At 58.0% G+C, this 13,937-nt stretch carries 12 protein-coding genes; 4 read left to right on the top strand and 8 right to left on the bottom strand.

The window, feature by feature from the left end; translation table 11 throughout:
* The first annotated feature begins 3 nt into the window (after nucleotides 1-3).
* Nucleotides 4-516, top strand: coding sequence for a chalcone isomerase family protein (locus ALQ04_RS16590; RefSeq protein ID WP_122316845.1), 513 nt, complete (start codon nucleotides 4-6; stop codon nucleotides 514-516).
* A 9-nt stretch (nucleotides 517-525) separates the two neighbouring features.
* Here ALQ04_RS16590 and ALQ04_RS16585 read toward each other — a convergent pair whose 3' ends face one another.
* The 4 genes from ALQ04_RS16585 to ALQ04_RS16570 all read right to left on the bottom strand — a co-directional run bounded on the left by ALQ04_RS16585 (nucleotide 526) and on the right by ALQ04_RS16570 (nucleotide 5,135).
* Complete coding sequence (locus ALQ04_RS16585) at nucleotides 526-2,070, bottom strand: sulfite reductase flavoprotein subunit alpha (RefSeq protein WP_122316844.1); 1,545 nt, start codon at nucleotides 2,068-2,070, stop codon at nucleotides 526-528.
* Between the two features lie 6 nt (nucleotides 2,071-2,076).
* The gene (locus ALQ04_RS16580) at nucleotides 2,077-2,499 is read right to left on the bottom strand and encodes a PAS domain-containing protein (RefSeq protein WP_122316843.1); all 423 of its coding nucleotides are present in this window, start codon (nucleotides 2,497-2,499) and stop codon (nucleotides 2,077-2,079) included.
* A gap of 153 nt (nucleotides 2,500-2,652) precedes the next feature.
* Nucleotides 2,653-3,651, bottom strand: a complete 999-nt coding sequence (moaA, locus tag ALQ04_RS16575) for a GTP 3',8-cyclase MoaA (protein ID WP_122316842.1) — start codon at nucleotides 3,649-3,651, stop codon at nucleotides 2,653-2,655.
* Nucleotides 3,652-3,782: 131 nt separating this feature from the next.
* On the bottom strand, nucleotides 3,783-5,135 hold the full coding sequence (locus ALQ04_RS16570) for a sodium:proton antiporter (protein WP_122316841.1): 1,353 nt from the start codon (nucleotides 5,133-5,135) through the stop codon (nucleotides 3,783-3,785).
* Between the two features lie 195 nt (nucleotides 5,136-5,330).
* On the opposite strand from ALQ04_RS16570, the gene ALQ04_RS16565 reads away from it, so the two are divergent.
* Nucleotides 5,331-5,711, top strand: coding sequence for a RidA family protein (locus tag ALQ04_RS16565; RefSeq protein ID WP_122316840.1), 381 nt, complete (start codon nucleotides 5,331-5,333; stop codon nucleotides 5,709-5,711).
* 49 nt (nucleotides 5,712-5,760) lie between these two features.
* Here the strand turns inward: ALQ04_RS16565 and ALQ04_RS16560 are convergent, their stop codons facing one another.
* From ALQ04_RS16560 to ALQ04_RS16545, 4 genes are all read right to left on the bottom strand, one after another.
* A complete protein-coding gene (locus ALQ04_RS16560) occupies nucleotides 5,761-6,948 on the bottom strand; it encodes an HD-GYP domain-containing protein (RefSeq protein WP_122316839.1) in 1,188 nt (395 codons plus the stop codon).
* Between the two features lie 70 nt (nucleotides 6,949-7,018).
* Nucleotides 7,019-8,641, bottom strand: a complete 1,623-nt coding sequence (locus ALQ04_RS16555) for a methyl-accepting chemotaxis protein (protein WP_122316838.1) — start codon at nucleotides 8,639-8,641, stop codon at nucleotides 7,019-7,021.
* A gap of 292 nt (nucleotides 8,642-8,933) precedes the next feature.
* Nucleotides 8,934-10,304, bottom strand: coding sequence for a heavy metal sensor histidine kinase (locus tag ALQ04_RS16550; protein WP_122316837.1), 1,371 nt, complete (start codon nucleotides 10,302-10,304; stop codon nucleotides 8,934-8,936).
* The gene (locus tag ALQ04_RS16545; RefSeq protein ID WP_122316836.1) at nucleotides 10,301-10,975 is read right to left on the bottom strand and encodes a heavy metal response regulator transcription factor; all 675 of its coding nucleotides are present in this window, start codon (nucleotides 10,973-10,975) and stop codon (nucleotides 10,301-10,303) included. Before ALQ04_RS16545 ends, ALQ04_RS16550 begins: the two co-directional genes overlap by 4 nt.
* Nucleotides 10,976-11,344: 369 nt before the next feature.
* On the opposite strand from ALQ04_RS16545, the gene ALQ04_RS16540 reads away from it, so the two are divergent.
* Both ALQ04_RS16540 and ALQ04_RS16535 read left to right on the top strand, forming a co-directional pair.
* A complete protein-coding gene (locus ALQ04_RS16540; RefSeq protein WP_122316835.1) occupies nucleotides 11,345-12,580 on the top strand; it encodes a TolC family protein in 1,236 nt (411 codons plus the stop codon).
* Between the two features lie 59 nt (nucleotides 12,581-12,639).
* Nucleotides 12,640-13,914, top strand: a complete 1,275-nt coding sequence (locus ALQ04_RS16535) for an efflux RND transporter periplasmic adaptor subunit (protein WP_122316834.1) — start codon at nucleotides 12,640-12,642, stop codon at nucleotides 13,912-13,914.
* Nucleotides 13,915-13,937: the final 23 nt, after the last annotated feature.

Below are 13,937 nucleotides of genomic sequence, written 5' to 3'. Positions count from 1 at the left end.
CCCATGATCGCACCGCGATGGTTGTGGCTTGTGCTGCTGCTAACAAGTGGTAATGCGCTCGCCGACTGGCGTGAGGTGTTACCCGATTCCCGTGTCGTCGGTTCCGGCGACTTCAGTGTTTTCGGATTCCGGATCTATTCAGCCCGTCTTTGGAGCCCGGCGCAGCCGTTCGTGGCGGACGCTCCCATGGCTCTGGAACTGACTTATCATCGCTCCATTGACCGGGACGATCTGGTCGACGCCAGCATCGATGAAATCAAGCGTATCCGCGGGTCTGCCGTCAGCGCCGGGCAATTGTCGGCGTGGCGCCAACAGATGCAGCAGTCTTTTGTGGATGTCGAGCCCGGCATGAAGATCACTGGCGTGTACTTGCCGGGTCGCGAGGCGCGCTTTTATGCAGGGGAAGAACTGCAGCATGTGGTCCAGGATGGCGAATTCGCCAAGGCGTTCTTTGCCATCTGGCTGGACCCCAAGACCCGCAATCCGGAATTGCGCGAGCAGTTGCTCGGCAACTAGCGGGTCAAATCAGTAAAGCTCTTTGTGAATCCGCCCGTCGTCAAGCAACTGCTGGACGAATGTGCTGGCTGTCTCAGGATCGAGACGACCTGCCGAACGGGCAATGTTCAGCAGTGCTTCATCGATGGAGCGCTCCAGGTTGGCCTTGTTGCCACAAAGATACAGATGCGCTCCCTGACTCAGCAGATCCCAGATCAGATGGCCATGTTCCAGCAGTGCGTCCTGCACGTAATAACGCGCCGGGTTGTCCCGCGAGAAGGCAGTCAGCACATGGTCCAGCAGGCCCTGGGCTTGCCATTGCTCGATCCGCTCCCGATAGAGAAAGTCCGAAGCCTGATGGCGATCGCCGAATACCAGGCAGGTCGTCGGACTGCTGGCCTGGCTCTCCAACTGTTCCAGCAAGCCGATCAGCGGCGCAATACCTGTTCCGGTACCGATCAGGATCAGCGGATGGTTCGCGGCATCCGGCAGATGAAAGCGCGGGTTGCTGCGGGCATAAATGTTCACTGCCTGAGGCTGGCCGGTGAGAAAGCCGGTGGCACTGCCTTTTCGTTCACGTCCGGCCAGGGTGTAGGCGATTTCCCTTATGCATAAGTCCACGTAGTCGGGATGGCTGTGGGAAGCAATCGAATAGGCTCTGGGCAGGCTGTCGGGCAGCCATTGGGCAAGCGCCTGCGCCGTGAAACAGCCGGGTTCGCAGAAGTCCTGCAGCACATCCAGAATATCCTTGCCGTACAGGTATTCATCCAGCAGCTTGCGATTGCTGATCTTCAGCAGATTTTTCAGCTCATCGTTGCCGCTGGCCTTGGCGATATCCCGCAGCAGCGACTTGCCGATCTGGCGCAACTCCTTGCCAGCCAGGCATTCGCGCGCCTGCTCGTCATCGAACCAGCAGGCGAGGGCGGTCAACTGTTCGGGTGAGTTTTCTGCCAGAACGTACAGATTGTCTCCGGCGCGATAGTTGATGCCGCTGCCCTGGATGTCGAGCCGGATGTGGTGGGCGTAAGGCGCCGTCAGGTTCAGGCGTCGCTGTTCCAGCACTCTGGCCGGATAAGCGGTTTTTTCGCCATAGGCGACGACTTGCAGGTGCAGGGATGTTCCGGCCTGGCTATCGCCTTGCAGCACCGCATCGAGCACTGCGCACCATGTGCCGAAGAACCCCTCGAAATCCGCATCCGCGTCGACCCGGTTGATCACCTTGTTGGCATTTCGGCTCGACAGAAGACTGTCCAGCATCTTGGTGAACCCGCAAAACGTCGGGTAAGCGGTATCGCCCAGCCCGAAGATTGCGTAACGCAGCCCCTCAAGTGTGCCGGTCAGCGTGAGTTGATCAAGGAACCGCTCGGCATTGGCCGGCGGTTCTCCATCGCCGAACGAGCTCGATACGATCAACAGCAGGTCGTCCGGGTTGATCTGTTGCAGGTCCAGGCTGTTGAGTTCCCGTGCTTGCGGTGCATACCGTTGCAGGAAGGGCTGGCGTTCCAGATGCTGTGCCAGCACCCGGGCGTTACCCGATTCCGATCCGTAACCGATAAAGACTCGTTCGACATTCATGGCTGCTTACCGGTCGTAGTATTCGTCGAATTGTTCCTTGGAGAACTCCAGCGCCTCGAAGTCGCCCATCAGGTCGTTGATGACGCGACGGATGCTGATGTACTCGACAATGTTGCCTTGCTCATCGAACACCGGTTGCACCGTGGTATCGACCACATACAGGCCGCCACCCTTGCCTACGTTGGGGATGACGCCGGTCCAGATTTCGCCTTTCTTGATGGTGTCCCACATGGCCTTGTAGGTGCTTTTCGGCACCGACGGGTGGCGCACAAGGCTGTGTGGCTGGCCGACCAGTTCTTCACGCTCATAGCCGGTCAGCTTGCAGAACAGGTCGTTGACGTAAGTGATATTGCCTTGCAGGTCGGTGGTGGAAATGACCATGACCTTTTCAAGCGCATTGAGAACGGTGGTGGTAATCGGGCTGTGCATTGTGAACCTCCAGAAGAAAGACAGTGATCTTTCCAATGGATTTTCAACTTTCATGCCACATTTTCGGCCCAATAAAACCGGGGGGTATAGCGGATAAGTGTCTTTATGACTACTTTTGCTGAGAGGTCATTATGACTCTTGTAGTCATAATGACTAACCGCCCGTCATGTTCATGAAACGCACGACTTGAACATCGTCATTGACGGTGAAGTTATGGCTCCATGGCTTGAGTTGCATGGCGTCGACGATGGCTTTTTCCAGCTTGTGCGGCTGGCCGGGGTTGGCGCGCAGTACGGCTTTAAGGTCGACCGAGTGTTCATTGCCCAGGCACAACAACAGGCGGCCTTCGACCGTCAGGCGTACCCGGTTGCAGGTGCCGCAGAAGTTATGGCTGTGAGGGGAAATGAAGCCGATGCGGATATCGGGAGCTTCTGCCAGTCGCCAGTAGCGCGATGGCCCATTGGTCGAATCAGTAGACGGCACCAGCGTGTAGCGTTCGGCAATCCGTTCGCGGACCTGCTCACTGGAATAGAACGACTCGGCGCGGCTGTGCTCGCTGATCGCACCCAGCGGCATCTCTTCGATAAACGAGACGTCCAGCCGCCGATCGATGGCAAAGGCCAGCAAATCGTTGATCTCATGATCGTTACGGCCCTGCATGACCACGCAATTGAGCTTTGTATGGGTGAAGCCCGCGGCATTGGCCGCGTCGATCCCCGCAATCACCTTGTGCAGGTCGCCGGTGCGGGTCATCTCGCGGAAACGCAGCGGGTCAAGGCTGTCGAGGCTGATGTTCAGTCGCGTAACACCTGCGTCGAACAGCGGCGAAGCCAGTCTGTCCAGTTGCGAACCGTTGGTGGTCATGCACAGTTCGCGCAGGCCGGGCAGGGCGGCGATACGCTTGCACAGATCGACTACCCCGGCACGTACCAGCGGTTCGCCACCGGTCAGGCGAATCTTGCGGGTGCCCAAGGCCACGAAGCGCTCGGCAATCTGATGGATTTCTTCCAGCGACAGAATCTGTTGCCGGGGCAGGAATGTCATCTCTTCGGCCATGCAATACACGCAGCGAAAATCGCACCGGTCGGTTACCGACATGCGCAGATAATCGACTTTGCGTGCAAAACGGTCCATCAGGACGGGATCTGACATTTCACCTTCTCGAATATTTAAAACGACTGCGCTCGGTCATGCAGCGTTGAAAGCAGCCTGTACAGGTACAAGCTTGCTGAGTCCGATTGCCGCAGTCCAATCGCTTGTGATGATGACATGATCGACTGGATCTATGGCGGGTTGCCAGCGTTTGCCGAACGTCGCTCATAATGCGTCAGCAATGGCTGGATGCTAATGCCATGCAGCAGGATACTCAATGCAACTACCGACAAGGTCATGCCTATGGCGGTATGTACCGCATCTTGCGGTAAACCGTGGGTCAAGGCAAAGCACAGGTAATACAGACTGCCGATCCCGCGTATGCCGAACCAGCCCACCAGTGCCTTTTGCCGCCGATCCAGAAGACGCCGGCTCACCAGCAGCCAGACGCTTGCCGGACGAATGATGCAGAACAGCGCCAGGCCCAGACCGATGGCGCGCCAGTCCCAGTACAACGCCAATGCCGCGCCCAGCAGGGTGATCAACAGTACTTCCATGGAGCGTTCGACCAGACTGCCAAAGGCCAGCATATCGCCCATCATCACCCCGGCAGCCAGTTGCGACTCGCTAAGATCCTCAGTCTCGGTAACCGTGGCTTTTTCCTGGTCGGCGGTCATATGGCCGATCACCGGCTGCGCCACATGCTCGGAAGGCACATGGGATTGCGTGATGCGTGCTTCGGCCTGCCGCAAGCCGAAGCCTGCGGCGAAGACCGAGAGAAACCCATAGGCGCCTGCGCCTTCGGCAACCACGTACGACAGGGCAATCAGCGCCAGGGCCAGAAAGTCATTGGGGGACGTTGTGCTGTCGGCGTTCCTGATCCGTAAAAAGATCATCAGATGCCCGACGCCACGGCCCATGCCGTAGCCGATCAGCATCCCGGCCGGTACGCCCCAGATCAGACTCTTTAAGAACCAGTGCTGAATCCATTCGGCTTGCAACGCGCCGTTGCCCAGATACAGCAAGGCAAAGATCACGAACGGAAATGCAGTCCCGTCGTTCATGCCCGCTTCGCCGGAAAGCCCGAAGCGCAGGCGATCCTGATCCTGGGCATTGGTCACCTGCACCAGCCCCGCCAGCACCGGATCGGTAGGCGAAAGTATGGCGCCGAGCAACAGCGAGAGGCCCCATGACAGATCCAGCAGGTAATGCGCAGCCAGGCACGTACCGGCAATGGTCGCGAGCATCACCGGCCCGGCCAGCCAGTACGCCGAGTGCCAGGCTTTGCTGCGCAGCGGCAGGCGTAACTTGATTCCGGTATTGAACAGTGAAAACAGCACCGCGACTTCGGTCAGGCGTTCCAGCCAGTGCCGGGCTTCCTGCACATCCAGCCTCAGCATCTCCAGCCCCATCGGGCCGATCACAAAGCCGAACGCCAGACACACTGCAGATGTAGTGACTGGCAGCCAGCGCAGGAAAGAAGACGTCAATGCCAGCAGCATCAACAGTGCGCCGAGCACGGTCATGCAGACGGTGAAGCTCATGGCGTCATGCCCATCGCAGGCTCATCCAATTGAGAAGCGTATGGTTGTGACTGTGGGGAAATGAGTTAGTTGAAGGAATCTCTCGGGTTGATTCGCGAGCGGATGTTCGCGTTGTATTACAGGTATTCGGACGGTGGGATGTAGACTGTTCGCGGCAAAGAACTTGTCCCTTTACCTCTGACCAAGAGAATCCTGATGGCAAACCACGACCTGACATTCATCCCCGATCCCGACGCCGAATCCATTTCCTCCGACGTCGCCGGTTTTGGCGGCCTGCTGGTTTCCACGCAGATCCCGACCCGTGCCGATGGCAGTCTGGAACTGGGCGGGATCGTCGAGCAGAGCGAGTGCACCTTGCAGGCACTCAAGGTTGCGCTGGAGCGGGCGGGCAGTTCCATGGACCGGGTGTTGCACCTGACCATTTATCTCACCGATATGGCCGATCGTGCCGCTTTCAACGAGGTTTACCAGCGCTTCTTCGCCAAACCGTGGCCGGTTCGCGCTGCGGTGGGCGTGGCTGCACTGGCAGTTGAAGGCATGCGCGTGGAAGTGACGGCGATGGCAGCCAGGGGCTGAGTCTGGTTTGATTGTTTCGCGAATGAACTCATTTGCGAAACAATCGGTTTCAGTGCGCCACGCTTTCCGGCAGACCGGTCCACAGATGATCCAGGTCCTTGAATCCCCAGTTCTTCGCGCATTCGCGGTTGAGGATCCGGTCCTGATTGTCCGGGCAGGAAAGGTCTATCAATGTATGGGCGATGGGCATCTTGCAGAGTGCCGAATAGAACACCTTGACCTTGGGGGTCAGCAGCGAGCCCTTGTTCTGCTCCATCACGATCCCCAGATTGCCGCTTTCCAGACGTACCAGCGAACCCACGGGGTAGATGCCGACACATTTGACGAAGGCCTGGAATATCTTTTCGTCGAAATGCCCGGTCCATTCGGCCATTCTGCTGATCGATTCTGCCGGGCTCCAGCAGGCCTTGTACGGCCGGTCGGACGTGATGGCGTCGTAGACATCGCAGATGGCGCCCATGCGCGCAAACAGGCTGATCTGCGAGCCGGCGAGTCGATCCGGATAGCCGCTGCCATCGAAGCGTTCGTGATGGTGCAGGCAGACATCCAGCACCCGTGGACTGAAATGTCTGCTTTCGCCCAGCAACTCGCAGCCGATTGCTGGATGCCTGCGCACGATGGCGAACTCTTCGTCGCTGAGTTTGCCGGGTTTGTTGAGGATGTTGGCCGGTATCGCCAGTTTGCCGACATCATGCAGCAGACCGGCCAGACCGGCTTCCTTGACCAGGCTTTCGGGCAAGGCCAGTTGGCGGGCGAGGGCAATCATCAGGCCGCCCACGGCAACTGAGTGCATGTAGGTGTACTCATCCGCGGTTTTCAGCCGTGCGAGGCTGAGCAATGCATCGGGGTGGCGGGCCAGCGAGTCCGAAATATCGTCGATCAGGTCGCCCATGTCTTCCAGTTCTGCGATCCGGCCCATGCGCACATCGCTGAAGATCCTCGCCACTGCGGCCCTGGAGCGGATGCAGAGTTCTCTGGCGTAGCCGATTTCTTCGGCCAGGGCGCAGGACTGCCCGGGACGGAAGGTTATAGCGGGAGTATTGGCGGGCTGGATATCCAGGCCCCGGCTGCCATCGATCCAGAGTCGGGTGATGCTGGAGCTGCGGATGCGTTGCAGGTCGCTTTCATGCTTGAGCAGAAAGCTGCTGGTCCAGAAGGAGTGGTCGGCACGCAAGTCGCACAGTTCGTGTACATACATGCCGAGGCGCAGTTCGGTGACGGGAATGTGTTTGAGCACGATAAATACCTGCTTTGGCTTGATCGTGAATCAGCAGAACATTCATCCCTGGATTGTTCAGACGTGTTCGTTAGACGGAGAACCGCGATACCAGTCGGTTCAGATCGACAGCCAGCCGGGAAAGCTCATGGCTGGCACTTGAAGTCTGTCCGGCAGCCGAAGAGCTTTGCACCGACAGGTCCTTGATGCTGATCAGGTTCTGATCGACGGAGCGCGCTACATGAGCCTGTTCCTCCGACGCCGTGGCGATCAGCAGGTTGCGTTCGTTGATCTGGGAAATGGCCGAGGTTATTTCCTGAATCGCGACCCCGGATTCCTGGGCGATCAGCAAGGTAGCATCGGCTTCTTCGCTGCTTTGTTTCATGGATTGCACGGCCAGGGTCGAATCCTTCTGGATGCCCTGAATCATCTGTTCGATTTCCTGGGTCGAGGACTGGGTGCGATGCGCCAGTGCCCGAACTTCATCGGCAACCACCGCGAAGCCTCGGCCCTGTTCACCGGCGCGAGCGGCCTCGATGGCTGCGTTGAGAGCGAGGAGGTTGGTCTGCTCGGCAATGGCGCGGATCACGTCCAGTACCTTGGTGATGTTCTGGGCCTGATTGGCCAGCCCTTCGACTTCGGTGCTGGTGCGGTCGACAGTGGAACTGAGTTTTTCCAGGGCGTTGATGGTCTTGCTGACGCATTCCTGGCCGGTCTTGGCCGAACGCTCCGAAGCCTGGGTGGATTCGGATGCTGACACCGCATTGCGGGCGACCTCTTCAATAGCGGCAGTCATCTCGTTGACGGCTGTGGCAGCCTGTTCGGTTTCCATCGACTGGCGCTGGATGCCGGAGGTCGATTCCTGGGTGATGGAACTCATTTCCTCTGCCGCTGAAGCCAGCAGCCCGGAAGAGTCAGAGATGTGCTGAATGGTGTTTTTCAGACTGGTGAGCATGGTTGCCGTGGCATTCTGCAGCTCGGTCAGTTCATCCGCACCGCTAATTTCCACTGTGGTGCGTAAATCACCTTCGGCGATGCGCCGGGTAGTTTCCAGCAGTGCCTTTACCGGGCGAGCGATGCTGCGGGTAAAGATGGTTGCTACCAGGATGGTCACGATAACGGCAATCACAATAAACATCAGCGAGAGTGTCACACCGTTCTCATAGTTTTTGTTGGCAACTGCGCCTGACTCCTCCGAACCTTTGACATTGACCTCTATCAAGGCATCTATGGAGGATTGCAAGGCCTTGGCCTGTGGACTGCTGGTGTCGCGGATAAACACGAACAGCTCATTGTTCGACTTGGTCTTGCTGAGTTCCATCAACTCGTCGATCTTGCCAATGTAGGCTTGTACATTGGTCTTGACCTGACGATAGGCCTGTTCTTCAGTATCGCTGGATACCATGACTGCATAGTTGTCAGTTGTCTGAAGAAGAGAGTTCTTCAGACCTTTCAACTTGTCCAGGGAAGCACTGCTCTGCCGGTCTTCATCCATCACGAAACGCCGTGCATCAAGGCGGTAGAGCAGGCCTGCCGTCTCGATCTTGGCGGCCTGTCTGACGCTGGGCAGCAGGTCAGTCTGCAATTTGCGCACGGAATCATGCAGGCTATCCATTTTGTACAGGACAGTGCCTCCCAGGCCTATAAGCAGCAGGCAAATAATGCCGAAACTGAGGAAGGCACGCATATTCAGTCGGATATTTCTTATTTTCATTTTTGGATCCTCTTTGGCCGCTCTGTTACAGCAGTGGCCAGCCCTCAATCTCGTGGCAACGTGATATCACTCTAGGTGCTTAAATGTGAAAAAAACATAGTCGGTGCAGAAAACTTTTATTTCAAAATTGCACGATCAATTGAATCTATTAATTCAAGTTTTATTCAAATCAGACGTAAAGAGGGGCGCAGACAGTTAAAGGTCTAACTGTCTGTCGTTATGGAGGGTTATAAAGTTGCATTCCTTGAAGTGAAAGTTTTTTAATGTAGCGTCATTAATATGCCGTCAATTATTAAACTTTGATCTGGCCTGTTGCAGGAAACACCATGCTGAAACAGGTATAAGTCCCCGGTGTGCTTTCGACCGCGACATGTCCTTCATGCAGGCTCATGATCGAACGCACGATTGCCAGCCCCAGGCCAGTGCCGCCCTGATGCCGCGAACGGCTGGCATGCACTCTGTAGAAGCGGTCGAACAGGCGTGGCAGGTGTTCGGCCTCGATGCCTTCACCCCGATTGCCGACCTTGAGTGAAACCTGGTCCTTGTGCTGCTCCAGGCTGATATGGATCGTACTGTGCTCGGGACTGTGTCGTATGGCGTTGGAGAGCAGGTTGGAGATGGCGCGCTGGATCATCAGCCGTTCTCCATTGACCTGCGCGCGCCCGCTAACGTGCAGGGAAATGGCTTTTTCTTCGGCTGACAAGGCGAACAGTTCAGCCACCTTGGCGACTTCTTCATCCAGGTCGATCCGGGTAAATGCTATGGGTGCCAAGGGCTGGCTGACGCTGGCCAGGAACAGCATCTGCGAAACCATCCTCGACAGACGTTCCAGCTCCTCGGTACAGGATTCAAGAACCTGCTTGTATTCGCCTGGCGGCCTTTCCCGGGAAAGCGTGACCTGAGCCTTGCCCATCAGGTTGTTCATGGGCGAGCGCAACTCGTGGGCCAGGTCATCGGAGAATTGCGTCAACTGCTGAACGTCGCTGTCCAGGCGGTGCAGCATGAAATTGATGGCATGGCCCAGATTGCTCAGTTCGTCGGGCAGGTCACTGGTTTTTACCCGATGGGTCAGGTCACGGGCCGAGATCATTTCGGCCACCTTGCGAAAAGCCCGCAACGGCTTGAGCCCACGATGCACCACCCACCAGGCGACAGCGCCTGCCAGCAGCAGAATCAATGGCAGGGCGATCAGGGCCGAGGTCATATAGGCCTCGAGCAAGGCAATATCACTTTGTCGATCAAGAGACAGCAGGACGCTGACGCTCTGCTTGTCGCGCAACTGCATCAACCGCGAAGCAACCAGTACCTTGCTGCTGCTTGAGCTTTGCGCATTGATGGCCAGAATCTGTTCGGCGCTGGCACTGCCCATGCTGAACAGCACGTGTTTCGGCTCGTCCGGATCGATGATTGCCAGGCTGAAGTCATCGTGGCCCAGGATCTGGTCGCGCAGGTTGTGCGGGTTGAGCATGATATCGGCGCTGCTGGCCGTTTCGGCCAGGCTGTGCTCGATCTGCTTGAGTTTCTCTTCGAGGCTGTTGCTGGCGCGCAGGTCCAGTTGCCGCGAGATGGCCAGCGAGGCCAGCGTGACCATCACGATAACCAGAATGGCGCTCATCAGGCTGACGGTCAGTCCCAACTGCATGGACAGCCGCGTGGGCTTCATTCGCGGGACTCCAGCACATAACCCACGCCGCGCAGCGTATGAATCAGCTTGTTATCGAAGGGATCGTCGATCTTGGCGCGCAGGCGGCGAATGGACACTTCCACCACATTGGTATCGCAATCGAAATTCATGTCCCACACCAGGGAAATGATCTGGGTCCGCGACAGAACCTCGCCGCTGTGACGCATCAGCAAATGCAGCAGGGCGAATTCCTTGGTGGTCAGGTCGATGCGCTGCTTGCCGCGAAACGCCCGATGCCGGCCCTGATCGAGCTCCAGGTCTGCGACTTGCAGCACCTGCGGAACATTCGCCTGCTCGCTGCGGCGCATCAGGGTACGGATTCTGGCCAGCAATTCCGGGAACTCGAAGGGCTTGACCAGATAGTCGTCCGCGCCCGATTCCAGACCTTTGATCTTTTCATCGAGACGGCTGCGGGCGGTCACGATCATGACCCGGGTATTACTGGTTTTACGCAGTTGTGCCAGAACATCCCAGCCATCCATGCCCGGCAGGTTGATGTCCAGAATGACCACGTCATAGATCTGTTGTTGTGCCAGGCACAGGCCATCGATTCCGGTCGTGGCGACATCGACGATATAACCGCTTTCGGTCAGACCCTGATGCATGTATTCGGCAGTTTTCGGCTCGTCCTCGACCACAAGGATTCGCATGTCTGAATATCCTGTATGAATAAAGCAGTGAATGAATGGATCCCTGGATCGGGACGCCTGTTCGGGAACAGGTTGTTCAGTGCAGACGCTGGCGTGCGGGAGATTGTGAAGTCTTTAGCCACTACAGGGTCAATCTGATTTGGTCGCTTACTCTAAGGCCAAAGCTGCGCGCTTTTTGCAGATAACAAAATTGTAATTTTCCAGCAACCCCGCTGATAACTGCCATTGCCTAAAGTCCCTGCGTCAATCTCGGCAGCACTTGCTGGCCGATGCTATCGCCCGATCGGGCGTTGATTTATGCAACCGGGGAAGTACAACGTGCGCGGGTATCGAATCTTGAGCAGTCCACCGGGCAACAGGCCCGGCAGAATGAAAACGGGCCTTGCCTGTGTAATGTTGCTGGCGGTTTTCAGCCAGGCTGCGATGGCCGCACAGGCCCGCAGTATCAGTCTGTCCGATGCGCTGGACACAGCCTTCGCGATGAACCCGGATCTGGCTGCCGCTCGCCAGGAAATCGACATTGCCCAGGGCGAAAGACAGCAGGCAGGGCTGATGCCCAACCCCGAGTTGTCATGGGAGATGGAAGATACCCGCAAGTCGACCAGCACCACGACCATCGCCATCAGCCAGGCTCTGGAGCTGGGCGGCAAGCGGGGGGCGCGCATCGATGTTGCCAGCCGCGCCCAGGATGTCGCTGCACTTGAGCTGGAACAACGCGGCAATGCATTGCGCGGAGAGGTGGTCCAGGCTTTTTTTGCTGCATCGCGGGCCCAGGCCGGGCTGGATCTTGCGCTGGAGTCCAGGGCTCTGGCCGAACGCGGTCTCCAGGTTGCCGAGGGGCGGATTCGCGCTGGCAAATCGTCGCCGGTGGAAGCCACTCGCGCTCAGGTGCAACTGGCAGAAACCCGGTTGCAGGTACGTCAGGCACAAATCGCCAAATCCACTGCCTGGCGCGAGCTGTCGCAGGTCATGGGGCAGCCGGAGTCGGCTTTCGAGAGTCTGCAATCCTCGAATCTGTCTCCGGGCAATGCGCCTCACGCCCCAACCCTGTTGAATGCGCTCAAGCAGACTGCCGAGTTGCGTCTGGCCGAAACCCGTATAGCCCTGGGCGATGCGCAACTGGGCTCCCAGAAGGCGCAACGGATTCCCGACCTCACCGTCAGCTTGGGTAGCCAATACAGCCGTGAGGATCGTGAACGGGTCAATGTGGTCGGCTTTTCCGTGCCGATTCCCTTGTTCGACCGCAACCAGGGCAATGTCCTGGCTGCGGCGCGGCGTGCCGATCAGTCTCGTGACCTGCGCAATGCCGTGGAGTTGAAACTGCGCACCCAGACCCAGGTGGCGCTCGATCAATGGAGCACCGCAAGCCAGGAAGCCGAGACCTTCACTCAGGTGATCCTGCCTGCCGCACAACAGGCCGTCGATACCGCAACCCGCGGATTCGAGATGGGCAAGTTCGGATTTCTCGAAGTCCTCGATGCGCAGCGCACCTTGATCGCTGCGCGCAGCCAATACCTTGAATCGTTGGCTCGTGCTGTTGATGCACGGGTTGTCATCGAACGCATCTACGGCGACTCGGGCCGTCTCATTACTCAACTTCAATAGCCAGCGATGCAGGCCAGCGACAGGGGCGTAGACCCCGCAATGGCCCGTCAGGAGTATTCATGAATAACAAACGCAACATTGCTGCTGCGACAGCAGTGGTGGTTCTCATTGGCCTGGGCAGTCTGACCCTGGGTGGCGGCCAGTCCTTTTCCAATGCTTCTTCGGAACATGCTCATGACGATGAAAAAGAGTCGGCGCATGGCGACGGACATGGCCATGAAGAGGAGGGGCATGCAGACGACGATCATGCAGACGAGCCGAAGGGCAAACCGGCAGAGAAGGATGAGCATGGCGAGGAAGGTCATGAGGAAGGCTTGCTGGAGTTGAGCGAAGCGCAGATCAAGGCCGCAGGCATAACGCTGATTGTTGCCGCACCGCGCCAGATGGGCACGTCGATCAGCTTTCCGGGGGAAATCCGTTTCGATGAGGATCGGACCTCGCATGTGGTGCCAAGGGTCAGTGGTGTCGTGGAGGAGGTGAAAGCCGATCTGGGGCAACAGGTCAGAAAAGGCCAGGTTCTGGCAGTGATCGCCAGCCAGCAGGTGTCGGAACAGCGCAGCGAGTTCAGCGCCGCGCAGCGTCGGGTTGAACTGGCCCGCCTGACCTATCAGCGCGAGAAAAAGCTCTGGGAAGACAAGATATCGGCCGAGCAGGATTACCAGCAGGCTCGCCAGGTGCTGCAGGAGGCAGAAATCGCTTTGTCCAATGCCCGGCAGAAAGTCAGTGCCATGGGCGCAGCGGGCAAGGCCAGCGGCAACCGCTATGAACTCGTTGCGCCTTTCGATTCCGTGGTCGTGGAAAAGCATCTGGGCCTCGGTGAAGTCGTCAGTGAGAGCAGCAATGTGTTCACGCTTTCCGATCTGTCACGGGTCTGGGCCACTTTCGGTGTAGCGCCCAAGGATCTGGACAAGGTCGTGGTCGGACGCAAGGTCAAGGTCAGTTCGCCAGACATGAATGCCGAGGTCGAGGGCGAGGTGAGCTATGTCGGCAACCTGCTGGGCGAGCAGAACCGTGCTGCAACGGTACGGGTGAAACTGGCCAACCCTCAGGGCGCCTGGCGTCCCGGCCTGTTTGTCTCGATTGCCGTGGCGGCGCAAACCAGCGAAGTCGCGATCAGCATTCCCGAAGAGGCGGTGCAGACCGTTGAAGACAAAGCCTCTGTGTTTGTCCGCACGCCCCAGGGTTTCCAGGTCCAGCCGGTCACGCTCGGACGCAGCGACAGTGGCTATGTAGAAGTGCTCAAGGGACTGGCGGTAAACGCACAGGTCGCCAGTGCCGGCAGTTTCGTCCTCAAGTCGGAGCTGGGCAAGGGCTCGGCCGAGCATGCCCATTGATCCGCTACGCACGAGAGCTTTCC

It is taken from the genome of Pseudomonas cichorii (genome assembly GCF_003700275.1).
Taxonomy (GTDB): Bacteria; Pseudomonadota; Gammaproteobacteria; order Pseudomonadales; family Pseudomonadaceae; genus Aquipseudomonas; species Aquipseudomonas cichorii_B.
This window is presented reverse-complemented; position numbering and strand designations above follow the sequence as displayed.